Origin of the sequence: Streptomyces filamentosus (assembly GCF_014654895.1) — a bacterium.
Lineage (GTDB): Bacteria > Actinomycetota > Actinomycetes > Streptomycetales > Streptomycetaceae > Streptomyces > Streptomyces filamentosus.
On sequence record NZ_BNBE01000002.1, the window covers coordinates 799,118 to 821,262 of the forward strand.

19 protein-coding genes are annotated in these 22,145 nt (G+C 75.1%); 8 read left to right on the forward strand and 11 right to left on the reverse strand.

Going from position 1 to position 22,145, the window contains the following annotated elements:
• Positions 1–236: 236 nt before the first annotated feature.
• A complete protein-coding gene (locus IE326_RS22535; RefSeq protein ID WP_229915573.1) occupies positions 237–1,655 on the forward strand; it encodes a lamin tail domain-containing protein in 1,419 nt (472 codons plus the stop codon).
• A gap of 33 nt (positions 1,656–1,688) precedes the next feature.
• Here the strand turns inward: IE326_RS22535 and IE326_RS40915 are convergent, their stop codons facing one another.
• The 4 genes from IE326_RS40915 to IE326_RS22555 all read right to left on the reverse strand — a co-directional run bounded on the left by IE326_RS40915 (position 1,689) and on the right by IE326_RS22555 (position 4,542).
• Positions 1,689–2,312 (reverse strand): amphi-Trp domain-containing protein, encoded by a 624-nt coding sequence (locus tag IE326_RS40915; RefSeq protein ID WP_229915574.1) that lies wholly within the window; start codon positions 2,310–2,312, stop codon positions 1,689–1,691.
• Between the two features lie 129 nt (positions 2,313–2,441).
• Positions 2,442–2,900 carry an SRPBCC family protein gene (locus tag IE326_RS22545; protein WP_150226558.1) on the reverse strand — a complete coding sequence of 153 codons (459 nt, stop codon included), beginning with the start codon at positions 2,898–2,900 and terminating at the stop codon, positions 2,442–2,444.
• Between the two features lie 93 nt (positions 2,901–2,993).
• Positions 2,994–3,917, reverse strand: coding sequence for an ADP-ribosylglycohydrolase family protein (locus IE326_RS22550; protein ID WP_190042789.1), 924 nt, complete (start codon positions 3,915–3,917; stop codon positions 2,994–2,996).
• Between the two features lie 28 nt (positions 3,918–3,945).
• The gene (locus IE326_RS22555; protein ID WP_150226560.1) at positions 3,946–4,542 is read right to left on the reverse strand and encodes a TetR/AcrR family transcriptional regulator; all 597 of its coding nucleotides are present in this window, start codon (positions 4,540–4,542) and stop codon (positions 3,946–3,948) included.
• A 122-nt stretch (positions 4,543–4,664) separates the two neighbouring features.
• On the opposite strand from IE326_RS22555, the gene IE326_RS22560 reads away from it, so the two are divergent.
• The gene (locus tag IE326_RS22560) at positions 4,665–5,678 is read left to right on the forward strand and encodes a zinc-binding dehydrogenase (protein WP_190042790.1); all 1,014 of its coding nucleotides are present in this window, start codon (positions 4,665–4,667) and stop codon (positions 5,676–5,678) included.
• Positions 5,679–5,715: 37 nt separating this feature from the next.
• On the opposite strand, the gene IE326_RS22565 is transcribed toward IE326_RS22560, so the two are convergent.
• The 3 genes from IE326_RS22565 to IE326_RS22575 all read right to left on the reverse strand — a co-directional run bounded on the left by IE326_RS22565 (position 5,716) and on the right by IE326_RS22575 (position 9,451).
• A complete protein-coding gene (locus IE326_RS22565; RefSeq protein WP_190042791.1) occupies positions 5,716–8,073 on the reverse strand; it encodes an FtsX-like permease family protein in 2,358 nt (785 codons plus the stop codon).
• Positions 8,074–8,186: 113 nt separating this feature from the next.
• Positions 8,187–8,948, reverse strand: a complete 762-nt coding sequence (locus IE326_RS22570; RefSeq protein ID WP_190042792.1) for an ABC transporter ATP-binding protein — start codon at positions 8,946–8,948, stop codon at positions 8,187–8,189.
• Positions 8,945–9,451, reverse strand: a complete 507-nt coding sequence (locus IE326_RS22575) for a PadR family transcriptional regulator (RefSeq protein WP_190042793.1) — start codon at positions 9,449–9,451, stop codon at positions 8,945–8,947. The genes IE326_RS22570 and IE326_RS22575 overlap by 4 nt, the downstream gene beginning before the upstream one ends.
• Before the next feature lie 164 nt (positions 9,452–9,615).
• Between IE326_RS22575 and IE326_RS22580 the strand changes: the two genes are divergently transcribed.
• The 4 genes from IE326_RS22580 (at position 9,616) to IE326_RS22595 (ending at position 14,696) form a co-directional block, all read left to right on the forward strand.
• Positions 9,616–10,905: an ABC transporter substrate-binding protein gene (locus tag IE326_RS22580; RefSeq protein WP_190042794.1), complete on the forward strand. Its 1,290-nt coding sequence runs from the start codon at positions 9,616–9,618 to the stop codon at positions 10,903–10,905.
• Positions 10,906–11,085: 180 nt separating this feature from the next.
• The gene (locus tag IE326_RS22585) at positions 11,086–12,420 is read left to right on the forward strand and encodes an ABC transporter substrate-binding protein (RefSeq protein ID WP_190042795.1); all 1,335 of its coding nucleotides are present in this window, start codon (positions 11,086–11,088) and stop codon (positions 12,418–12,420) included.
• 12 nt (positions 12,421–12,432) lie between these two features.
• Positions 12,433–13,854 (forward strand): ABC transporter permease subunit, encoded by a 1,422-nt coding sequence (locus IE326_RS22590; RefSeq protein WP_190042796.1) that lies wholly within the window; start codon positions 12,433–12,435, stop codon positions 13,852–13,854.
• Positions 13,851–14,696 carry a carbohydrate ABC transporter permease gene (locus tag IE326_RS22595; protein ID WP_190042797.1) on the forward strand — a complete coding sequence of 282 codons (846 nt, stop codon included), beginning with the start codon at positions 13,851–13,853 and terminating at the stop codon, positions 14,694–14,696. The genes IE326_RS22590 and IE326_RS22595 overlap by 4 nt, the downstream gene beginning before the upstream one ends.
• A gap of 57 nt (positions 14,697–14,753) precedes the next feature.
• On the opposite strand, the gene IE326_RS22600 is transcribed toward IE326_RS22595, so the two are convergent.
• Positions 14,754–16,274 carry a glycosyl hydrolase family 18 protein gene (locus IE326_RS22600; RefSeq protein WP_190042798.1) on the reverse strand — a complete coding sequence of 507 codons (1,521 nt, stop codon included), beginning with the start codon at positions 16,272–16,274 and terminating at the stop codon, positions 14,754–14,756.
• Positions 16,275–16,594: 320 nt separating this feature from the next.
• Between IE326_RS22600 and IE326_RS22605 the strand changes: the two genes are divergently transcribed.
• Complete coding sequence (locus IE326_RS22605) at positions 16,595–17,131, forward strand: NUDIX hydrolase family protein (protein WP_150226568.1); 537 nt, start codon at positions 16,595–16,597, stop codon at positions 17,129–17,131.
• A 47-nt stretch (positions 17,132–17,178) separates the two neighbouring features.
• Here IE326_RS22605 and IE326_RS22610 read toward each other — a convergent pair whose 3' ends face one another.
• Positions 17,179–17,934 carry a D-Ala-D-Ala carboxypeptidase family metallohydrolase gene (locus IE326_RS22610; RefSeq protein WP_150232378.1) on the reverse strand — a complete coding sequence of 252 codons (756 nt, stop codon included), beginning with the start codon at positions 17,932–17,934 and terminating at the stop codon, positions 17,179–17,181.
• Positions 17,935–18,248: 314 nt separating this feature from the next.
• On the opposite strand from IE326_RS22610, the gene IE326_RS22615 reads away from it, so the two are divergent.
• Positions 18,249–20,288 carry a SpoIIE family protein phosphatase gene (locus IE326_RS22615; protein ID WP_190042799.1) on the forward strand — a complete coding sequence of 680 codons (2,040 nt, stop codon included), beginning with the start codon at positions 18,249–18,251 and terminating at the stop codon, positions 20,286–20,288.
• 71 nt (positions 20,289–20,359) lie between these two features.
• Here the strand turns inward: IE326_RS22615 and IE326_RS22620 are convergent, their stop codons facing one another.
• Entirely contained in the window at positions 20,360–21,454 is a 1,095-nt protein-coding gene (locus IE326_RS22620; RefSeq protein WP_150226570.1) for a baeRF3 domain-containing protein, read from the reverse strand.
• A 122-nt stretch (positions 21,455–21,576) separates the two neighbouring features.
• A complete protein-coding gene (locus tag IE326_RS22625; protein ID WP_150226571.1) occupies positions 21,577–22,065 on the reverse strand; it encodes a DUF1269 domain-containing protein in 489 nt (162 codons plus the stop codon).
• Between the last annotated feature and the right edge of the window lie 80 nt (positions 22,066–22,145).

The following is a 22,145-nucleotide window of genomic DNA, read 5'->3' on the forward strand; positions in this document are numbered from 1 at the left end:
TCGCCGTTAATCCCGGAAGTGAGGGGTTCAAAGGGAAGCTTTTTTGGTATACACATTCATTCTGGAGGGAGAGGTCGCGCCCGGAGCGCTCGGAAGCGGAGCCGCACGGGGGCCGTTCGGGTGAGGAGAGGCTTCGGCTGCTGTTCACGAAGGGAATCCGAGGCGGAGGGCCGGTGTTCGGACGGGACCGGGACCGTCGTGCCGCCCTGCCTCCTCGAACCCCAGGACGGACTTCCGTGACCGTTTCGCGCGCACGCCGCCGGCGCCGTGATCTGACCCTCGCCCTCGCCGCCGTACCGGCGCTCGTCCTCGGCGTGGTGACCGCCGCACCGGCCCAGGCCGCGCCCGCCGACGACGTCCGCATCAACGAGGTCGTCACCACCGGCTCCGTCGAGGACTCGATCGAGCTGTACAACAAGGGCACCTCGGCCGTCGACGTCTCCGGCTGGATCCTCAAGGACGACGACAACGGCTCGAAGTACACGATCGCCGCCGGCACCACGCTGGCCCCGGGCGGCTTCCGCGCCTTCGACGTGCACGGCAAGTTCGGGCTCGGCTCCAGCGACAAGGCCCGGCTGTACCTGCCCGACGGCAGCACCCTCGTGGACAGCCACACCTGGACCGGCCACTCCGCGCCCTCCTGGTCCCGCTGCCCCGACGGCACCGGGGCGTTCAAGGCGGCCGCCGTCACCCTCGGCGCCGCCAACAGCTGCGGGGGAACCGGCGGCGGCACGGGGCCGGCGGCCTGGCCCGGCGGTTCCCCGGTGGCCACCGCGGACGCCCCGAACGTGTTCGGCGGCGACCTGAGCGGCCTCCACCAGGAGGGGAACGTCCTGTGGGCCGCGCAGAACAGCGGCAAGCTGTGGCGGCTGGTCCGGGACGGCTCCGGCGGCTGGACCCCGGACACCGCGAACGGCTGGGCCTCCGGCAAGACCCTGCGCTTCCCCGGCGGTTCCGGCGCCCCCGACGGCGAGGGCGTGACGGTCACCGGCGCGGGCTCCGCGGGCGGCGTGTTCGTCGCGAGCGAGCGGAACGGCGACGCGTCCGGCACGAGCCGCCTCTCCGTCCTGCGGTACGACGTCTCCGGTACGGGCTCCGCCCTCACCGCCACCCGCGAGTGGAACCTCACCGCCGACCTGCCGCCGACCGGCTCCAACGCCGGCTTCGAGGCGGTCACCTGGGTCCCCGACACCGCGCTCACCGGCGCCGGCTTCAAGGACGCCTCGACCGGCGCCCCGTACGACCCGGCGGGCTACGGGGCCCACGGCGGCGGGGTCTTCTTCGTCGGCGTGGAGGGGACCGGGGCGCTCCACGGGTACGTCCTCCAGGACTCCGGGGCCTTCACCCGCGTCGCCACCGTCTCCACCGGCATGGCGGGCGTCATGGAGGTCCAGTGGGAGGCCCAGGCGTCCCGGCTGTGGGCCGTCTGCGACGACACCTGCGGCGGCCAGCACCGGACGCTGAAGGTCGACGCCTCCGGAGCCTTCGCCGTGAACGCCGTGTACGCCCGTCCCACCGGCATGGCCGACCTCAACAACGAGGGCTTCTCGCTCGCCGGCGCCGACGAGTGCGCGGCCGGCACCAAGCCGGTCTACTGGTCCGACGACTCCAACACCGGCGGCCACGCCCTGCGCAGGGGCACCGTCAGCTGCTGACCGCCCCTGCCGCCCCGGCCCCCGCCACGGTCCTCAGGACCGCTCGGCGGGGGCCTTCTTCGCGGTCGGCCTCTTCGCGGGCGCCGACTTCTTGGCAGGCGCCGACTTCTTCGCGGGGGCCTTCTTCGCGGCCGGCTTCTTCGGCTCGGACTTCTTCGCGGGAGCGGCCTTCTTGGCGGGCGCGGCCTTCTTGGCGGGCGCGGCCTTCTTCGCCGCCGCCTTCTCGGCCGAAGCCTTCTTGACCACGGCCTTCTTGACCACGGCCTTCTTGTCCATGGCCTTCTTGACCACGGCCTTCTTCGCCACGGCCTCCTTGACCCCGGCCTTCTTCCCGGCCTTCTCCCCTGCGGTCTTCTTCCCGGCGGCCTTCTTCCCGCCGTCCTTCGCGCCGGACTTCACTTCCCCCTTCGCGCCGGACTTCCGGGCCGTGCCCGCGACCGGCCACTTGAGCTCGACCTCCACCTCGACCTCGCCGTCCTCGACGGAGAGTTCGACCTCGCCGCGGAGGTCGTCGGGGATGCGGAGGTTCAGCACGCCCCCGCCCCAGTCGAGTTCGGCCTCGCCGCCGGCGCGGAGGGCGGCGGCGAGGGCCGCGAGCTGGTCGGCGGCCTCCGTCCGGGAGAGCGAGCGCTTCCGCTCGTACTTGAAGTCCTTCATGACGGCCTCCGATGGTCACGCAAGATATGACATTGCGGACAATACTATCGACCATGGTCAACCGCTGGCCGAGTGAAGGCCGGACGGCGGCGCGGCGGTGGCCGCCGTCCGGGCGGCCGCAGGCGTCGGTCAGGCCCGCGGGATCGCCGCCTCCGCGGCCGTCCTGATGCGCCGTCCGAAGGCGGGGGCGTCCTTGCGGGCGGCGGCGAGGGCGAGGCCGACGAGGAGCTTGCCGAGGCCGTGGCCCTCCAGGACGTTGTGGATGCGGACGCGCGTGCCGCCGTTCGGCAGCGGCTCCAGGTCGTAGCCGCCCCGGGCGGCCGTGACGAGGTTCCGGGACTCCTCGGCCCAGCGCAGCGTCCGGGGCGGCTCGAAGGCGGTGATGCGGAAGGTGCGGGCGGTCTTCATCCCGGCGTCCTTGACGGTGCTGCGGAAGACGGTGCCGACGGCGGTCGGCCCCTCCGGGACACGGTCGATGCGGAGCACGCGGGGGCTGAACTGGGGATCGTTGCGCCCGTCGGCGAGGTACGCGAACACCTCGTCGACGGGTCGGTCGATCTCGACGGTCGCCTCGAACCGGCCGGACATGGCGCCTCCTGATGCTCCGGGAGCCGGGCGGACGGACCCATCCTCACAGCCCGCGGGAGGTTCGGCGCGTCCGGCGCGTCTCCGGGGCCCGTGCTACCGGAGGGCGTCTGGGAGGGGTTCGCGGGCCTCGTGCCAGGCCGGGGGGAGGGCGGCGACGCCCGTGCGGGCGGCGATGACGCCGCCGGCGATGGCGCAGGTGGTGTCGATGTCGCCGCGGCCCGCGACGGTGGCCCAGAGGCCGTCCTCCAGGTCGTCCAGGTGTCCGGCGGCGCACCAGAGGGCGTACGGGACGGTGTCGGGGCCCGACATGCGGTAGCCGGAGCCCAGGACCTCCGCGGCGTGCCGGACGGAGGTCCGGCCGGGCAGGCGGGCGGCGATCCGCAGGCCGGACCGCACGTCGCCGTCCGGGAGCCGGTCGGCGACGGTCCGGAGGAGGTCGGGGCGGGCGGGCGCGGGGCCGCCCCGGCTGCGGGTCGCCAGGGCGGCGGCGAGGGCGACGGCCACCGCCCCGGCGACCGCCTCCGGGTGGTGGTGGGAGACGACGGCCTGGTCGGCGGCGTGCGCGGCGGCCGCGTCGAGGTCGGCGGCGTGCCAGGCGCCGAGCGGGGCGACGCGCATGGCCGCGCCGTTGCCCCAGGAGCCCTGGCCGCCGAACTGCCCGGCGACGACGTCCCGCCAGGGCTCGCCGGCGCCGATCCGGCGGAGGACGTCGTGCATGGAGGCCCCGTAGCCCCGGTGGGTGTCGCCGGCGTAGGCGTCGGCGAGTGCGCGGGCGAGGCGGTCCTGGTCGACGGCGCCGCCGCCTCGCACGAGTTCCCGGACGAGGACGAGGGCCTGGGCGGTGTCGTCGGTCCACAGCCAGGGCCGCTCCTCCGGGAGGGTGCGCGCGGCCAGGGGCTCCTCGCCGTCCCTGCGCAGGACGCGGAACCAGCGGTCGCCGAAGGCGTCACCGAAGGCGAGGCCGTGCAGCGAGTCACGTACGGCGGGCGGCGGCGGGGTGGTCTGCGTCTCGGTCACCGGAGCAGTAGAGCAGCGGAGTTGCCGGTCACGCACCCGGTTTCGGGGCCGAGGCGCCGTCGAGGACCAGGTCGACCAGGCGGGTGGCGAGGGTCTCGTCGAGGGGGGCGCCGCTGATGAGGGCGCGGGTGAAGAGGGGGCCCGCGAGGGCCTCGACGAGGAGGACGGGGTCGGTGTCCGGGGGGAGTTCGCCGCGGTCGACGGCCCGGCGGACCATGACGGTGGCGCGGTCGAGGCGGTCGGTCCAGTAGGGCAGGCGGCGGTCGGGGAGGGTGTCGTCGCGTTCGGCGCTCAGCCGGAGGAGGGCCTCGCCCTGGGGGGTGGCGAGGAGCCGGGCCAGGGTGCCGAAGTAGCCGGCGAGGTCGTCGCGCACGCGGCCGGTGTCGGGGACGGGCAGGGCCGCGTCGGCCTGTTCGGACAGGGCTTCCAGGATGAGGTTCTCGCGGGTCCCCCAGCCCCGGTAGACGGAGGTCTCGTGGACGCCGGCGGCGCGGGCGACGGCGCCGACGGTGGTGCCGGCGAGGCCGTGCTCCGTCAGGACGTCCACGGTGGCGGCGAGGACGGCGGAGCGCAGGCGCGCGCCGCGGCGGCGCAGGGGCGGCGCGGGCGGATCGGAGGGGACCATGGACCCAGGCTAACGCAGGACCACTTGCTTTACCCCAGGACCGGACGTACGTTTCATCGCAAGGCGACTTGCGTTAAGGGGCCCCCGCCCCCGGGTCGCCCCCGTGTCGAGGAGGTCACGTCATGGAGCAGATGCTCGCCGCCCGGCTGCACGTCCCCAGCCGCACCCTGCGGATCGAGGAGGTCGCCAAGCCCGCCCCGGGGCCCGGTCAGGTGCTGGTGAAGGTGGAGGCCGCCGGCGTCTGCCTGTCGGACGTCCACCTGATCGACGGCACCCTCACCCCGCTGCTGCTGCCCGGCGACACGGTCACCCTGGGCCACGAGGTCTCCGGCACCGTCGCGGAGACCGGGCCCGGCGTCACCCGCTGGACCCCGGGGCAGCGGGTCGTGCTGTACGCGGGCGAGGTCCGCGACGGCGTCACGTACACCCGGGGCGTGGACTACGACGGCGGCTGGGCCGAGTACGCGCTCTCCGCCGAGGACGCCCTCGTCGAACTGCCGGACGCGATCCCCTTCGACCAGGGCGCGATCATCCCGGACGCGGTCTCCACGCCCTGGGGCGCCATCACCGTCACGGGGGCCGTGCGGCCCGCCGAGTCGGTCGGCGTCTGGGGCGCGGGCGGCCTCGGCGTCCACGCCGTCCAGCTGCTGCGGACCGTCGGCGCCTGCCCGATCGTCGTGGTCGACCCCAACCCGACGGCCCGCGAGCGGGCCCTCGCCCGGGGCGCCGACCTGGCGCTCGACCCCGCCGACCCGCGACTGGGAGAGCGGATCGGCGCGGCGACCGGCGGCGCGGGCCTCGCCGCCGCGTTCGACTTCGCCGGGGTGCCGGCCGTCCGCGCGCAGGCCCTGTCGGTCCTCGCACCCCAGGGCCGGCTGGTCCTGGTGGGCCTCACCGACCAGCCGCTGACCGTCGCCGACGGCACCCGGTTCAGCTACCTCCAGCAGCGGATCCTCGGCCACTACGGCTCCGACATGCCGGTCGCGCTGCCGCAGCTGCTCTCCCTCCTCCAGGGCGGACGGCTCGACTTCTCCGGCTCGATCAGCGGCGAACTCCCCCTGGAACGGGCCGCCGAGGCGGTCCGCCGCCTGGAGGACAAGACCGGCGACCCGATCCGGATCGTCCTGCGCCCCTGATCCCCTCCCGCTTCCGGTCCGGACCGGAAGACCCGGTCTAGAGGGTCTCGCCCGCCGAGTCGACGAGTCGCCGGCGGGCGGTGCGGACGGCCGGGGCGAGGGCGGCGAGCGCGCCGGTCACGGTGACGGCGAGGACCAGGCCGCCGAGGACGGCCGCGCCGGGGAGGCGGGCCACGCCCGCGCCGAGGCCGGTCGCGGCGGCCTCGGCGTCGACCAGCCGGTGGCCGAGGGCCGCGCCCGCCGCGGTGCCGAGGACGGCGGCGGCCAGGGCGGTGAGCGCGGCGGCGGTGACGACGGCCGCGCCGATCTGGCGGGGGGTCAGGCCGATGGCCCGCAGCGCGAGCAGGTCCCGCACCCGGTCGCGTACCCCCGTGCCGATCAGGGTGAGGAGTTCGACGAGGGCGATGAGGGCGAGGACCGCGACCAGGGCGGCGAGGACGCCCCGGGGCGCGTCCGGCGCGTCGGCCGGGTCGGCGGCGCCCCGGACCTCGGCCTTCTCCCGGCCCGCCGCGGCGACGGCGGCGGCGACCCGCCGGGGGTCGGCGCCGGGGCGCAGCACGAGGGCGTGGAAGGCGGGGCGCAGCCCCGGGACGCCGTCGCGGAGGGTGTCGAGGGTGGTGGAGACGACCCGGCCGCCGTGGTCGGGCTCGATGCTGCGGCCCACGAGGTGCAGGATCTGCGGGCGGCCCTCGACGGTCATCCGGACCCACTCCCCCACCCGTACGCCGAGGAGGTCCAGGAGTCCCTGGCCCGCGACGGCCTCGTCGGGCCCTTCGGGGGCGCGGCCCTCGGCGATCGTGTGGGGGTAGGGGGCGCCGGTGGTGCCGAGGCCCCGCAGGGTGATGGTGCCGGTCTGGCCGGGGACGAGGGCGAGGAACTCGGCGCCGGGGACGGCGTCGGCGACGCCGGGCACCGCCTCCAGCACCGCCTCCGGGTCGGCGGGGGGCGCGGTGGGGGCCGCGGGCGGCTGTTCGGTGCGCACGGTGAGGGCGGCGGCCCGGCCCATGCGCGCGGGGTCGGTGCGGAACTGCCCCAGGGTGGACCAGGCGACGAGGGCCACGGTCATCAGGGCGATCGGGAGGGCGAGCCGGGCCGTGGCGCCGAGGGCCCGGGCGCGGCCGGGGGCGGTGAAGGCGGAGCGCCATCCGAGGACGAGGACCGGGGAGAGGCGGAGTCCGAGGGCGCGGCGGCCGAGCGCGGAGAGCGGGCGGGCGGCGGGGTGCGCGGAGCGGGCGGCCGGGACCGGGGGCACCCGGCCGGCCCGCCAGGCGGCGAGCGCGGTGGCGGCGGCGATGAGGAGGACGGCCGCGGCGGGCACGCCGGCGACGGCTGCCCGGTGCCCGGGCATCCCCGGCCAGAGGGCGACGGCCTCGCCGACGCTGCCGGGGATCCACCGCCCGCAGGTCAGGGTGGCCGCGGTGGCGAGCGCGGCGCCCGCGACGGCGAAGCCGAGGTGCTGGAGGAGGAAGCCGCGGATCACCTGGCCGGGGGTGAAGCCGACGGCCTTGAGGACGGCGATGTCGCCGGCCTGCCCCCGGATCCGGGCCCGGACCGCGCCGGCGACGGCGACGGACGCGGCGAGGAGGGACGCCAGGCCGAAGGCGGCGAAGATCTGGCCGAGGAGCCGGTCGTCGCCGCCCGCGTCGGCCTTGGCCTGCTGCCAGGTGGTGACCCGGTCGACGCGTTCGGCACCGAGGAGGGTGACGGCGCGCTGGACGGCGTATCCGGTGTCGTCGGGGTCCTTCAGGCGCAGGCCGACGCTCTGTCCGGTGACGGCGGGGGCGAGCCGGTCGAGGGTGCCGGGGAGGATCCAGCCGACGCCGCCGCCCCCGCCCGCCCGGTAGCGGGGTTCGGCGGTCTCGGCGACGCCCGTGACGTACAGGGTGCGGGTGGTGGGTCCGTCCCGGCCCGCCAGGGTGACGGTGACGGTCTCGCCGGGTCCGGCCCACAGGGTCCGGGCGAGGGCGCGTTCCAGGACGATCTGGTCCGGCCGGTCCCCGGCGGTGAGCCAGTGGCCCTCGGTGAGGAGGGGGCGGGCGGTGTCGGGCGGGCGGGTGCCGGTGGCGCGCAGGACGACGTCGGCGCGGGTCCCGGAGGTCTCCAGGGTGGCGGCGGCCGTCCGGAAGGGGCCGGAGACCGCGGCGACCTCGTCGAGGGAGGCGAGCGGGGCGAGGGCGGCCGGGTCGAAGCCGTCGGGTCCGCCGCGCCCGTGGAGCCAGACGTGGCCGCCCCGGGACTGGTTGAAGACGCGCTGCCAGGGGTCGGCCGCGTAGCCGAGCAGGGCGGCGGAGAGCAGCAGGGAGGCGATGACCCCGGCGGTGGCGAGCACCGCGAAGAGGGCCTCGCCCCGGTGCGTGCGGAGGTCGGAGCGGACCCATCGCCAGGTCGCCCGCATGGTGTCGCCTCCTCGTCGTCTCGGCCGCCGGGCCCGGGGCGGTCGGTTCCGGGCCGGTCGGTTCCGGGCCGGTCGGTTCCGGGCCGGTCGGTTCCGGGGCAGCCGGTTCCGGGTCAGTCCTTCAGGTCGAGCACGCCGCTCACCCCCGGGCGGGCGGGGGCGGGGTCGCCGAGGACGGCGTCGTCGGCGACGCGGCCGTCGAAGAAGCTGATGACGCGGTCGGCGGCGGACGCCATCCGGGCGTCGTGGGTGACCATCAGGATGGTCTGGCCCCGGGCGTGGAAGCGGGCGAGGAGGCGCAGGACGTCGCGGGTGCCCTTGCTGTCGAGGCTGCCGGCGGGCTCGTCGGCGAGGAGCAGCGCGGGCTGGTTGACGAGGGCGCGGGCGAGGGCGACGCGCTGCTGTTCGCCGCCGGAGAGGGCGCCGGGGAGGGCGTTCTCCCGTCCGTGGAGGCCGAGTTCGGCGAGGAGTTCGGCGCGGCTCGCGCGGGCGGCGCGGGGGGTGGCGCCGGCGAGGAGGGCGGGGAGTTCGACGTTGTCGGCGACGGTGAGGTGGGAGACGAGGTTGAAGAACTGGAAGACGATGCCGACGCTGCGGCGGCGCAGCACCGCCCAGCGGGCCTCGCCATGGCCGTCGACGCGTTCGCCGTCGATCCAGAGGCGGCCGGCGTCGGGGCGTTCGAGTCCGCCGACGAGGTGGAGGAGGGTGGACTTGCCGGCCCCCGAGGGGCCGGTGACGGCGACGAACTCGCCCCGGCGGACGGTGAGGTCGACGCCGCGGACGGCGTGGACGGGGGCGCGGTCGCCGTGGTGGGTCTTGGTCAGGCCCTCGGCGCGCACGATCGCCTCCGGCGGGGCGCCGGGCCCGGTCGTCATTCGAGTTCCTCCTGACAGCGCTCCAGCCAGTCGAGGTCCGCCTGGAGGTGCAGCATGGCGCCCTCGATGAGGAGGTGGGCGATCTTGTTGTCGCGGTCCTCCCCGGCGGCGAGGCGGGAGAGGCTGCGCATGGTGTTGAGGTGCTGCCGGCGCTGCCGGTTGATGAGGGTGATCGGGTCGGCGAGGCCCGAGAGGGGGGCGAGGGCGAGTTTCATGAAGAACCCGTCGCGCACCCGGGGTTCCTCGGAGGTGTCCTCGAACCACGCGGCGACGGCCTCCCGTCCGGCGTCCGTCAGGCGGTAGATCCGCTTGTTGGGGCGGCCCGCCTGTTCGACGTCCTCGCCCTCGATGAGTCCGCTCTTCTCCAGCCGGCCGAGGGTCACGTAGACCTGGCCGACGTTGGGCTGAGGGTAGGCGGAGCCGAGGAGTTGTTCAAGGCCCTGCTTGAGCTCGTAGCCGTGGGCGGGGCCCCGGGTGAGGAGTGCCAGCAGCTGCTGCCGCACGCGCTCCCCCTTCTGTGTCGTTCGCCGTTCCCGGCCCGGTGGTGGCGGGCCGGGGGCCGGGGGACCGGCGGGCGCCGGGTCCGCCGGTCCAGTATCACCCGCGGGTCGCCGCGCGTCTGCCACGATGGGGCCTCGCGCCGGGGACCGCGTACGGGAGGGAACCTATGGGACGGGTACGGGCCGTGCGCAGGGGCCTGCTGGTGGCGGCGGTGCTGCTCGCGGGGTGGGCCGGGGGCGGGGGTCCGGCCGGTGCGGGGGCGGACGGGGGGCGGGGGGCGCTGACCTTCGTGACGGCGGGCGACCTCACGGACTACCTGGGGCCGCTGGTGGCGGAGTGGAACGCGGAGCGGCCCGCGGAGCCGGTGACGCTGGTGGAGCTGCCGGAGTCGGCGGACGAGACGCGGGCCCAGATGCTGAGCGAACTGCGGTCCGGGAGCCGCCGGTTCGACGTGCTGAACATCGACGTGGCGTGGACGTCGGAGTTCGCGGCGGCGGGGCTGATCGCCCCCCTGGAGCGGGGACGGTTCGGCCTGGGGGCGTTCCTGCCGCCGGTGGTGGACACGGCGACGTTCCGGGGGCGGCTGTACGCGGTGCCGTACGTGACGAACGCCGGGCTGCTGTACTACCGCCAGGACGTGCTGGACGCGGCGGGCGAGCGGCCGCCGCGGACCTGGGCGGAGCTGGCGCGGCTGGCCAGGACGCTGGCGCCGCGGCACGGACTCGGCGGTTACGCGGGGCAGTTCCTGCCGTACGAGGGGCTGACGGTGAACGTCACGGAGGCGATCGGGTCGGCGGGCGGGACGGTGCTGCGCGAGGGGGACGCGCGGGTGGGGGTGGACTCGGACGCGGCGCGGGAGGCGCTGGCCTTCCTCGCGGGCGGGGTGCGGGAGGGGTGGATCCCGGCGGAGGCGCTGCGGTTCAAGGAGGAGGAGTCGCGGGCGGCCTTCGCGGAGGGCCGGCTGCTGTTCCTGCGGAACTGGCCGTACGTGTACGCGGACGCGGGGCGGCCCGGGTCGAAGGTGGCGGGCCGCTTCGGCGTGGCGCCGCTGCCGGGTCCCGACGGGCCGGGCCGGAGCGTGCTGGGCGGTTCGAACCTGGCGGTGTCGGCCCGGTCGCGGCACCCGGCGACGGCCGCGGACTTCCTCGCGTACCTGACGGGCGAGCGGGTGCAGCGGCAGGTGCTGACGCGGGGCTCGCTGCCGCCGGTGCGGGCCTCGCTGTACACGGATCCCGCACTGGTGGCGGCCCATCCGTACCTGCCGATCCTCCGGGAGAGCGTGCTGGCGGCGGTGCCGCGGCCGAAGAGCGCGCGGTACGACCAGGTGAGCCTGGCGGTGCAGGCGGTGGCGCAGGACGTGCTGGCGCTGCGGGCCTCGCCCGAGGAGGGCGTGCGGCGGCTGACGCGGGAGCTGGCGGCGATCCCGCACGACGGGCCGATCGCGTCCGGTCCCTGACGTCACCTCCGCCCCTCCTTCCTCCGGCCCCTCTACCTACAGGTTAGGTAGAGGGGTTTTCCTCGCGTCCTCCTGCCTTCCCAAGTCCTGGCGTAATCAAGCATGTTGGGTCGCCACCGTTGACACGCTTTCGTCTTCGCTACTTAACATAAATGCATTAGACCGAAGGAAGGACGACCCGTGCGACGACCCTCCCTCACCACCCTCCGCGCCGCCGGAGCACTCTCCGCGACGCTCGCCCTCGCGCTCACCGCCACCGCCTGCGGGGACGGCGGGGGCGGCGCGAAGTCCGGCGGCGAACTCGCCGGCACCACCGTCACGGTCGCCGGCGTGTGGACCGGAAGCGAGCAGAAGAACTTCAAGAAGGTCCTCGACGCGTTCTCCGCGAAGACCGGGGCCAAGACCGTCTTCGTCCCCTCCGGGGACAACGTCTCCACGTTCGTCGGCAGCAAGATCGAGGGCGGCAACGCCCCCGACGTGGTGCTCGTCCCGCAGGTCGGCGTCCTCGCGCAGTTCGCGAAGGCGGGCTGGCTGAAGCCGCTCTCCGAGAAGGCCGCCACCACCGCCGGCGGGAACCTCGCGCCGGTCTGGAAGAACTACGGCACGGTCGGCGGCACCTTCTACGGCCTGTACTTCAAGGCCGCCCACAAGTCGACCGTCTGGTACGCCCCCGACGCCCTGGAGCAGGCGGGCGTCACGGAGCCGAAGAGCTGGGACGAGCTCCTCGCCGCCGGGCGCACGCTCGCCGACTCCGGACGGCCCGCCTTCGCCGTCGCCGGCGAGGACGGCTGGACCCTCACCGACTGGTTCGAGAACGTCTACCTGTCGCAGGCCGGGCCGGAGAAGTACGACCTGCTCGCCCGCCACGAGCTGAAGTGGACCGACCCGAGCGTCGTCACCGCGCTCACCACCCTCGCCGAGGTGTTCGAGGACGAGCGGCTGGTCGCGGGCGGCGCCGCCGAAGCGCTGCGGACCGACTTCCCCGGCTCCGTGGAGAAGGTCTTCGGACCCGAGCCGAAGGCCGGCATGGTCTACGAGGGCGACTTCGTCGGCGGCGTCGCCAAGGACGAGTACGGCAAGAAGCCCGGCGAGGACGCGAAGTTCTTCCCGTTCCCGGCGGTCGGCGGCGGGAAGGCGCCGGTGGTCAGCGGCGGGGACGCGGCCGTCGTCCTGAAGGACGCGGAGAACGCGGAGGCCGGGATGCGGTTCCTGGAGTTCCTGGCCACCCCGGAGGCCGCCGAGGTGTGGGCCGGGGCGGGCGGCTTCCTCTCCCCCAACAAGGACGTGAGGCCGGAGGCGTACGCGGACGACACCGCCCGCGCCACCGCCGCCTCGCTCGTCGCGGCGGGCGACTCCGTCCGCTTCGACATGTCCGACCAGGCCCCCGCGGCCTTCGGCGGCACCAAGGGCGCCGGAGAGTGGAAGCTGCTCCAGGACTTCCTGCGCGACCCCTCGGACCCGAGGCGGACCGCGGCCGCCCTGGAGGCCGCGGCGGCCAAGGCGTACGGGAACTGAGGCCGGCCCGCCATGGACCGGCGTCCTGACACGACCGGGCGGCCGGGAGCGGCCCGGGATTCCGATGCGGCCCGGGGACCCGGCACCGGCCGGGGTCCCGGCTCGGGCCGGCGGGCGGCGGGGCGCGGCGCGGCGGACCCGCGGCGGCGCGCCCTGCGCCGGCGGCGGCTCCTCGGGGCCCTCTTCGCCCTGCCCGCCCTGCTGCTCCTCGGCGCGCTCGTCGCGTATCCGGTGGTCTTCTCCGTCCTGCGCAGCCTCTTCGACGCGACCGGGGACCGGTTCGTCGGCGCGGACAACTACACGGAGATGGTCCGGGACCCCGCCACCCTCAAGGCGCTGCGCAACAGCGCGGTCTGGGTGGTCGTCGCCCCCGTCCTGCTGACCGGGCTCGGCCTGGTCCTGGCCGTCCTCACCGAGCGGGTGCGGTGGGCGACGGCGTTCAAGCTCGTGCTGTTCCTGCCGATGGCCGTGTCGTTCCTCGCGGCGGGGATCGTCTTCCGGCTGGCGTACGAGCAGGATCCCGACCGGGGCGTCCTCAACGCGGTGGTGGTCGGCGTCCACGACGCCTTCGCCGAGCCCTCGCCCTATCCGACCGCCCGCGCGCGGGAGGGGAAGGGGCTGACCGGCACCCCGGCCGGCGGGTACGCGACCGGCGAGGTCCGGCCGGGCTCCGCCGTCGCCCTGCCCTTCGTGGGCGTCGCCCCGGGGGCCGTGCCGGGGGACGCGGAGCGGGCGCGGGTCCCCGAATCCGCGCCGGGTGCCCTGTCCGGCACCGTCTACCTGGACTTCACGCCGGGCGCCGGGGGCCGGCCGGGGGCCGTGGACGCCCGGGAGAAGGGGCTGCCCGGGATGACCGTCGAGGCGGTCCGGGACGGGCGGGCGGTCGCCGAGACCCGCACGGCCGCCGACGGCTCCTTCCGCCTCGACGGGCTCGCGGAGGGGTCGTACCGGCTGCGCGTGCCGGCGGGGAACTTCGCCGCCGGGTACGGCGGGGTCGACTGGCTCGGCCCCTCGCTCGTCACCCCGGCGGTCATCGGCGCCTATCTGTGGGTGTGGACCGGCTTCTCCATGGTGCTGATCGGGGCGGGGCTCGCCGCCCTCCCCCGCGACGTCCTGGAGGCGGCCCGGGTGGACGGCGCGAACGAGCGCCAGATCTTCCGCCGGATCACCGTGCCGCTGCTCGCCCCGGTCCTCACGGTCGTCTTCGTGACCCTGGTCATCAACGTCATGAAGGTCTTCGACCTCGTCTACGTCATCGCCCCGGGACCGGTCCAGGAGGAGGCGAACGTGCTCGCCACCCGCATGTGGCTGGTCTCCTTCGGCGGCGGCAACGACCAGGGGCTCGGCAGCGCGCTGAGCGTGCTGCTGCTCCTGCTCGTCGTCCCGGCGATGGTCTTCAACATCCGGCGCTTCCGGAAGGGGGGTTCCCGGTGAGGGACACGAAGGTCACGCGTCTGCTGGGGAGTTCGGCCGTACAGGCGCTCCTCGTGCTGGTCGCCCTCGTCTGGATCACCCCGCTGGCCGGGCTGCTGCTCTCCTCGCTGCGTTCCGAACGGGACAACGCGGCGGGCGGCTGGTGGACCTCGTTCGCCGACCCGGCCCAGCTCTCCTTCGACAACTACCGGGCGCTGCTGGCGGATTCGGGACTCGTCCAGGCGTTCTGGAACACGGTCCTGATCGCGGTCCCCGCCACCGTCCTGGTGGTGGGGGTGGCGGCGCTCGCCGGATACGCCTTCGCCTGGCTGGACTTCCCCGGCCGGGACGGGCTGTTCCTGGTGGTCGTCGGGCTGCTGGTGGTGCCGGTCCAGATCGGACTGCTGCCGGTGGCGAAGCTCTTCGGCGCGGTGGGGCTGTTCGGGACGGTGGCGGGGGTCGTCCTCTTCCACGTGGCGTACGGGCTGCCGTTCGGGGTGTTCCTGCTGCGGAACTTCTTCGCGGAGATCCCCCGGGAGATGCTGGAGGCGGCCCGGCTGGACGGCGGCGGCGAGTGGCGGATCTTCCGGCGGCTCGTGCTGCCGCTGGGGCGGCCGGCCCTGGCGAGCCTGGGGATCTTCCAGTTCCTGTGGGTGTGGAACGACATGCTGGTGGCGCTGCTGTTCGCCGACGGCGAGTCCCAGCCGCTGACGGTGGCGCTCCAGTCGCAGATGCGGCAGTTCGGCAGCAACATCGGGGTCCTCGCGCCGGGGGCGTTCCTCTCCCTGGTGGTGCCGCTGGTGGTGTTCTTCGCCTTCCAGAAGCACTTCGTGCAGGGGGTGATGGCCGGTTCGGTGAAGTGAGGGACGGGCGCCGCCCCCGTCCGGGGGGACGGGGGCGGCGCCGGAGGGGTGCGGTGGTCAGCAGGCGCCGAGGTCCTGCCAGACGCCCCACTGGCCGGTGGTGCCGGGCTCCTCGCCCAGCGTCCACCACTTGGCCTTCCAGGTGTGGCCCTGGTGCGAGACCTGCTGGCCGCCGGTGTAGGTGGCGGTCCTGGACCACGGGGCGGCGGTGCACTGGGTGGTGCCGCCGGTGATCGTCAGGGTGTAGGTCGCGGTGTGGACGGCGGAGGGGCCGGACGCGGTGACGGCGATCTGGTACGTCCCCGACACGGCGGCCGCGGTGGTGGAGAGGGTCAGCGTCGAGGAGCCGCCGGCGGTGACGGAGGCCGGGGCGAAGCTCGCGGTGACGCCGGCCGGGAGGCCGCTCGCGGAGAGGGAGACCGTCTGGGCGGAGCCGGCGGTGACGGCGGTGGAGACCGTGGCGGTGGCGGCGGAGCCGGCCGTCACGGTGCCGCTCGCGGGAGCGGCGGCGACGGAGAAGTCGTCGGTCGGGGCGGTGGCGCCGCTGGTGAAGGGGGCGAAGATCCGGCTGAAGTCCCAGGTGTTCTGGGCGATGCCGGAGCAGTTGTCGGCGGCGGCGCCGCCGGGGCAGCCGCCGTTGTCGCGCTGGAGCGCCCAGAAGGAGAGGGTGTTGATGCCCTTGGAGACGGCCCAGTCGTAGACGGTGCGGGCGTTGGCCAGGGTGAAGGTCTCGGCGGGGCCGAAGTCGTCGACGCCGATCATCTCGGTGATGCCGACCATGCCCCACAGCTGGGCGGGGGTCTTCGTCGGGTAGAGCTTGGCGAGCTGGTTGTAGAGGCCCTGGCCGGCGGTCTGGGTGTCCTTGGCCATGTCGTGGACGGCGTTGTCGTAGTAGTCGAAGGTCATCATGTTGACGACGTCGACGCGGGCGCCGTTGGTGACGGCGTTCTTGAGGACGGCGAGACCGCTCGCCGCGAGGCCGTTCGGGGTGGTCGGCAGGGTGTAGGAGATCTCCAGCTTGCGGCCGGAGGCGGCGGCGCGGTCCTGGAGGACCTTGATGGCCTTGTTGCGGCGGTCGATGCCGGCGGCGTTGTCGAGCGAGTCGACCTCGATGTCCATGTCGAGGCGGGTGACGTCGTAGGTCGTGAGGACCTTCTCGTACGCGTCGGCGATCTGGTTGACGTCGGTGCAGCTGTCGGCGATCTCGGTGCCGGTGGTGTCGGCGGTGTAGCCGCCGAAGGAGGGGATCACGTCCCCGCCGCGGCCCTGGATGGTCTTGATGTCGGCGCCGAAGACGGCGGCGGAGATCGGCATGCCCGTGTCGCCGTTCCAGTACGGCGTGCACGAGCCCTTGGTGGCGGTCTGGAGGAACGCCATCGTCAGGTGCTTGGCACCCGACTGGGCGGAGAGGGCGGCGGGGCTCTCGCCGGTCCACGCCTCGAAGTAGGGGGCGAAGACCCGGTTGGGCAGCGGGGTGGCCGCCTGGGCGGAGCCCGCTCCGAGGGTGGTCAGCCCGGCCGCGGCCACGGCGGTGGTGACGGCCGCGAGGATCGCGCGCAGGGGTCGCATGCTTCTCATGTCAGTCGGTCCCGAGGGGTGTGAGGGGTTCGGAGGCGACCGCCCCGGTGGGAGCGGGGCGAGTGCTGGGTATGGAGATAGTGGGCGGCGCGGAAGGGGGTCAACAGCCCGGACCGAGGCTGGACTAGACCTTTCGGCGAGGGCGTCGGCCGTTTCCGCTGCCCACCCGGAGGGATCTTGGACTAGACCAATTTCCGTGATTTTTCCTCCCCTTGACCCGCCGTCGGCGGCGCGGGCGGCCCGCGGCACCCGCGGACCCACCCGACCGGCGGATGCGGGAATCACAGCGCCGGGACCCCGGCAGAAAGTATGATCAGGCGATGTCTGACATGACTGAGACCACGCCCGGCTGGATGACCTCGGACGAACTGGACACGGCCCGGGCCCGGATGCCGATCCTGTACGTCGACGCGGTCCCCGTGCGGGTGGACGACAGCGGTGAGGTCACGAGCATCGGACTGCTGCTCCGGATCGGCGCCGACGGAACGATCAGCCGCACCCTCGTGTCCGGGCGCGTGATGCACCACGAGCGGATCCGGGACGCCCTGCTGCGGCACCTGGAGAAGGACCTCGGCCCGGTGGCGCTGCCGCGGGTGCCCGCGTCCCTCCAGCCGTTCACGGTCGCCGAGTACTTCCCGACCGCCGGCATCACCCCGTACCACGACCCGCGCCAGCACGCGGTGTCGCTCGCCTACATCGTGCCGGTGAGCGGCGACTGCCGGCCGCGCCAGGACGCCCTCGACCTCGTCTGGTTCACCCCGCACGAGGCGGCCTCGCTCGCCGTCCAGAGCGAGATGCCCGGCGGCCACGGCGTCCTCCTGAAGCAGGCCCTGGCGCACGTCGGCGTCACCTACTGACCCCCCCCCCGGGGGCCCGGCCGCGCGGCCGGGCCCCCGGGGTCCGGTCAGATCCCGCAGGAGGAGGCGGACCAGAAGCGGCTGGGCCGGTGGTCGACGTGGGCGTGGTCGGAGTGGTCGGGGTACCCCGGGCCGAGGATCCCGTTGAAGCCGTGGTTGCGCGCCTGCTGGGCCAGGCGGCAGAGGGTGTGCGGGCCGGCGCCGAGGTCGGCCGCGTCGCCGTACAGGTGCCGGCTGGTGGAGGCGCCGCCGACCGCCGCGTTGCAGGCGGTGCTGCGGAAGCCGCTGGTCACCCGGATGGACTGGTCGCCGAGGGCGTGCCGGAGCGCCTCCAGCTTCCACATCGTGCGCAGCGCGTTGGACTTGGCGGTGGCCGCGCTGACGGCGCCGCCCGCCCAGGTGGTGTTGCAGTTGTTCAGCTCGGCGTAGGTGAAGTGGACCGGGGTGCAGTCGTCGTCCTGGAGGGCGTAGATCTTGCTGAAGGTGGCCGGTCCCGCGACGCCGTCGGCGGCGAGGCCGTAGGCGGTCTGGAAGCGCTTGACGGCGGCGGCGGTCGCCGGGCCGTAGGAGCCGTCGATGTCGAGGACGGCGCCGTAGCCGGGGTAGCCGGCGACGCGGATCTGGAGCTGGGTCACGTCGGCCCCGGTCGCGCCCTGCGAGAGCGTGCGCGACCAGGTGTAGCAGCCGTCCGCGCGGGCGGGACCGGCGCCGGCCACGACTCCGGCGAGCCCCGCGACCAGCAGGACGAGGGCGAGCAGGAGCCGGGACACGGGGGAAACGGGAGCGCGGGTGTGCAGGAGCATCGGGCGGGCCTCCACCTCGGCGGGTACGGACGGCACGGCGGGATCGCGCCGCACCGTTTCATGTCATGTATCCGTCACTCTTTGCCTGTCGGGAGGAAGCCTGGCCCGAGGGGTCGACGCGCGTCAACCGTGCCGGACACCGCCGTACGGCCGCACGACGACGGGCCGGGCACCGCTCGCACCGCGATGATGAACGGGTGAAGGGCGGTACGGGCGCGGACGGGCCGGCCGGGCACGGGACGCACGTGCCGGGAGGCGGGCCGGGCACGTCCGGGGAGCCGGGGGCGGACGGGACCGGAGCGGACGGCACGGGGGTGGGCGGATCCGGAGCGGACGGGACCGGAGCGGCCCCGCCCGGGGCCGGCGGGGCGCCCGTCGACCCCCGGATGTTCGACGGGACCGTCGCCGCCGTCGCCCTGCTGGCCGGGCCGGAGGGCCGGCTGCTCTACACCAACTCCGCGTTCACCCGGCTGTTCGGCCCCCGCCGGGCCGGCCTCCCGGCCCGCGTCGCGTTCGCGGACACGGAGGGGCACCCCTTCCTGGAGGTGATCGACTCCGTACGGGCCACGGGACGGGCCCGGCAGGTCGTCGGCGAGCGGCGGCCCGACCCCGGGGCCCCCGGTCAGGCCCGGCACTTCGTGTACTCGTGCAGCCCGGTCACCACCGTCGAGGGCCCAGGGATCCTCGTCCTGGCCATGGACACCACGGCCGAGACGCAGACGCTCCAGCGCTACGAGGCGCTGGTCTCGGCCATCTCGCAGATGGTGTGGGTGCTGGGACCCGACGGCTCCATGGAGGAACTCGTCCCCGGCTGGGAGCAGCTGACCGGCAGTCCCTGGCATCCGCGCGCCGACAAGGGCTGGTACGCGCACATCCACCCGCGCGACCGGGAGGAGCTGGGCGCGGCGTGGCGCCGGGCCGCGGGCGGCGAGGAGGCCGGCGGCCCTCCGGGGGCCTTCGAGGCGACGTTCCGGGTGCGGGCGGCGGACGGCTCGTACCGGCACATGACCAGCCGTTCCGTGCCGGTCCTGCGGGACGGCGTCGTCGCCGAGTGGGTGTCGGCGAGCGCCGACGTCGAGGACTCCTGGGGGACGCAGCTGCGGGAGCGGCTGCTCGCGCAGGTCGCCGCGGTGTCCGGGGAGACCCTGCACGAGGCGTTCGCCGAGGTGGTGAAGGTGGTGGTGCCGGAGCTCGCCGACGCCTGCCTGATCCTGCTGCTCTCGCACGACGAGTGGCCGCTGCCGGACCGCGCGGAGGTCACCGCGCGCCGGATCGCGTCGGCCACCCGGCGGGGACTGCCCGCCCCGCCCGCCCTGCGCGGCCAGCGGGTGACGGTGACGCGGACCGTCCGCGAGGTCCTGGCCCGGCGGGTGCCCGTCACCTTCCGGCTGGACCCCGGCGCGCCCGTGCCCCCGGGGCTGATCCCGACGGTCAGCGAACGCTGGCTGACCGCCTCGGGGTCGACCAGCCTCACCCTGATCCCGCTGATCGTCGACGACCTGGTGCTCGGCTACGCCGCCACCAGCAGCAACGGCGACACCCCGGTCCCCGGCCCGGCCGAGACGGAGCTGCTGCGGGAGGTGCTGCACCACGCGCAGCGCCCGATCCGCAAGGTCTTCGACCTCCAGCGGGCCCGGCACACCGCCCTCGGCCTCCAGCGCGCCCACCTGACCGAGCCGCCGACGGTGCCCGGCGGGACGCTGGCCGCGCGCTACCAGCCGGCGAGCTCCGCCGAGGAGATCGGCGGCGACTGGTACGACGCCTTCACGCTGCCGGACGGCACGCTCGTCCTCGACATCGGGGACGTGGCCGGCCACGACCTGAAGGCGGCCACGGCGATGGGGCAGATGCGCAGCATGCTGCGGGCCCTGGCGTACGCGGGCGGTCCCGGGGCCCGGCCGGACGCGGTCCTGGGCCGCCTCGACCACGTCTCCGCGGGCCTGGGCACGGCCCCGCTGGCCACCGCGCTGCACACGAGCCTGAACCGCCGCCCGGACGCCACCTGGCTGCTGACCTGGTCCAGCGCGGGCCATCCGCCGCCCCTGGTGGTGCCGGTGGACGGCGACGTCCACTTCCTGCCCGGGGCGGCGGACCCGCCCCTCTGCGTGGCCTCGGACTTCCTCCGTACGACCCACACCCACGTCCTGGGGCCCGGCGACACCCTGCTGCTCTACACCGACGGTCTCATCGAGACGCCCTCGGCGGCCATCGACGAGGGGCAGCGCCGGCTGGCGAACGAGGCCGCCCGCTGCCGCCGCCAGGCGCTCCCCGACCTGCTCCGGACCCTCCAGGGCCTGTCGGACCACCGCGACGACACGGCGCTGCTGGCCTTCCGGGCGGACGACGAGCCCTGATCCCCGGGGGTGGGCACGCGGGCGGGCCGGGACGCCCTCGGGGAGCGTCCCGGCCCGGTGTCCCGCCGCCGTCAGTAGCGCAGCGCGGCGGCGATGCGCCCCTGGCCGTCGAGGGTGCCGGCGGGGACGAAGCGCACCTCGGCGCCCGTCTCCAGGGCCTGCTCGACGATCTCGTCCACCATGTCGTCCCGGGCGCCCTCCTCGCCGTCCCCGGCCGGTTCCAGGTGGCCGCCCTCCTCCCGTACGACCGTGCGGTAGTCGTCCTCGACGGCGACGAGCCGGGCCCGGCCCTCCTTGGCCGCCCGCCACACCTCGTCGATGCCGCCGGCGTACTCGCGCCGGCCGCGGGCCGCGTCGAGCTCGGCGGTGAGCACGGTCACGGTGGCGGCGGCGCGGGCCGCGCGGGCGGGCTCGACGGCGGCGTGGACGGCGGTGGCGGGCCCGTCGGCGAGGCCGCCGTGCTGGACGGTGACGGTGTCGGGGCCGAGGGAGCCCAGCTCCTCCACCAGACCGAGAGCCTCGGACGTGCCGAGGAGGTACACGGGGCGGGGCGCGGCGGCGAGGACGGCCCGCAGCTTCTCGTGGGCCTCGCGCAGGAACTGCCGGGTGTCCTCGTCCCTGAAGGTGCTGGGGACGTCGCCGACCCGCTGCTCCCGCTCGACGTCCTGGGGCTCCAGGCTGCGGGTCAGCGGGAATCCGTCCCGGGCGGCCTCGACGGTCCGCTCCGGGTCGCCGCTCCACAGGGAGACCCGGTCGGCGGCGACGGCGACGGCCCAGTAGGGCTGCTCGGCGGCGTGGGCGGCGACGAGGTTCCGGGTGAGGAAGGTGTCCGAGAGGACCACCCGCTCGGGCACGGTCCTGGGCAGCGACCACACCTGGTGCTCGCCCTGCGCCGCGTAGATGACCAGGCCGTCCTCCGCGTGCGCGAGGTCGACCTCGGCGGCGGCGCGGTTCAGCTGGTCGAGGACGTCGAGCCGCCGCTCGCGCGGCACGTCCGGGTCGCTGGTGAGCGCCTTCTCGGCCTCGGCGAGCAGGTTGCGCAGGCGCACCGGGTCCTGGGCGTTGTCCGGTTCGCGGCGGTGCGTCGGCATCACCAGCGAGACGGCCGGATAGGGCCGGGGCCGGCGCAGCTTCGCGAGCACCTCACTGCTGAGCACGGGGTCCATGGAGGGGGCCTTCCTGTCGTATCGGGGAGCGGGCGGCCGGGACGGAGCGAGCGGGCCGGACGGAGGGGAAGGGAAGACAAGGGGAAGGGGAGGAAGGAGGGGGGAGCGGGCGGGTGGGCCGGTCACGCGGGGCCGGCGAGCTGCTCCGCCAGTTCCCTCTCGTCCTCGTCGCTGAGGGAGGTCTTCAGGACGGTGCCGCCGTGGCGCTGCATCGCCGCCGTGAACTTGTCCTCGGTGAGCTTCGAGGCCATGATCACGAGGGCCGCCGCACCCGGCCTGAGGAGGTCCCCGACCTGCTGGCGGAACCGCTCGTCGACGCCCGACTTGCTGAGGCGTCCCACGAGGCCGCCGAGCGCGGCGCCGGTGAGGGCGCCGACCGCCGGGGCGAGGAAGAGGATGCCGAAGATGGTGCCCCACAGGGCGCCGGTCGCGGCGGTGACCCCGACGACCCTGTTCGAGGTGTCGACGTGGGTGCGTCCCTCCGCGTCCACGGAGACGATCGCGAGGCCGTTGAGTCCCACGACCTGGTCGCGCTGGAGTTCCTGCACCGTGCCGAGGGCCTCCTCGGCCTCGGCGGGGCCCTCGTATCCGATGACGATGAGTTCGGACATCGCTGTCTCCTCTCCGCCCCGATCCTTGCCCGAGATGTCCGTTCCCGCGAATCGGGGGCGTCCGCCCGGAGTCGGGGGCG

What these genes read in the sequence shown, in the direction of transcription:
- IE326_RS22610 (WP_150232378.1), bottom strand. Translation starts at nt 17,934, where the DNA reads ATGCTCCTGCACACCCGCGCTCCCGTTTCCCCCGTGTCCCGGCTCCTG.
- IE326_RS22570 (WP_190042792.1), bottom strand. Translation starts at nt 8,948, where the DNA reads ATGACGACCGGGCCCGGCGCCCCGCCGGAGGCGATCGTGCGCGCCGAG.
- IE326_RS22625 (WP_150226571.1), bottom strand. Translation starts at nt 22,065, where the DNA reads ATGTCCGAACTCATCGTCATCGGATACGAGGGCCCCGCCGAGGCCGAG.
- IE326_RS40915 (WP_229915574.1), bottom strand. Translation starts at nt 2,312, where the DNA reads ATGAAGGACTTCAAGTACGAGCGGAAGCGCTCGCTCTCCCGGACGGAG.
- IE326_RS22565 (WP_190042791.1), bottom strand. Translation starts at nt 8,073, where the DNA reads ATGCGGGCGACCTGGCGATGGGTCCGCTCCGACCTCCGCACGCACCGG.
- IE326_RS22590 (WP_190042796.1), top strand. Translation starts at nt 12,433, where the DNA reads ATGGACCGGCGTCCTGACACGACCGGGCGGCCGGGAGCGGCCCGGGAT.
- IE326_RS22620 (WP_150226570.1), bottom strand. Translation starts at nt 21,454, where the DNA reads ATGGACCCCGTGCTCAGCAGTGAGGTGCTCGCGAAGCTGCGCCGGCCC.
- IE326_RS22600 (WP_190042798.1), bottom strand. Translation starts at nt 16,274, where the DNA reads ATGAGAAGCATGCGACCCCTGCGCGCGATCCTCGCGGCCGTCACCACC.
- IE326_RS22580 (WP_190042794.1), top strand. Translation starts at nt 9,616, where the DNA reads ATGGGACGGGTACGGGCCGTGCGCAGGGGCCTGCTGGTGGCGGCGGTG.
- IE326_RS22555 (WP_150226560.1), bottom strand. Translation starts at nt 4,542, where the DNA reads ATGGTCCCCTCCGATCCGCCCGCGCCGCCCCTGCGCCGCCGCGGCGCG.
- IE326_RS22560 (WP_190042790.1), top strand. Translation starts at nt 4,665, where the DNA reads ATGGAGCAGATGCTCGCCGCCCGGCTGCACGTCCCCAGCCGCACCCTG.
- IE326_RS22605 (WP_150226568.1), top strand. Translation starts at nt 16,595, where the DNA reads ATGTCTGACATGACTGAGACCACGCCCGGCTGGATGACCTCGGACGAA.
- IE326_RS22545 (WP_150226558.1), bottom strand. Translation starts at nt 2,900, where the DNA reads ATGTCCGGCCGGTTCGAGGCGACCGTCGAGATCGACCGACCCGTCGAC.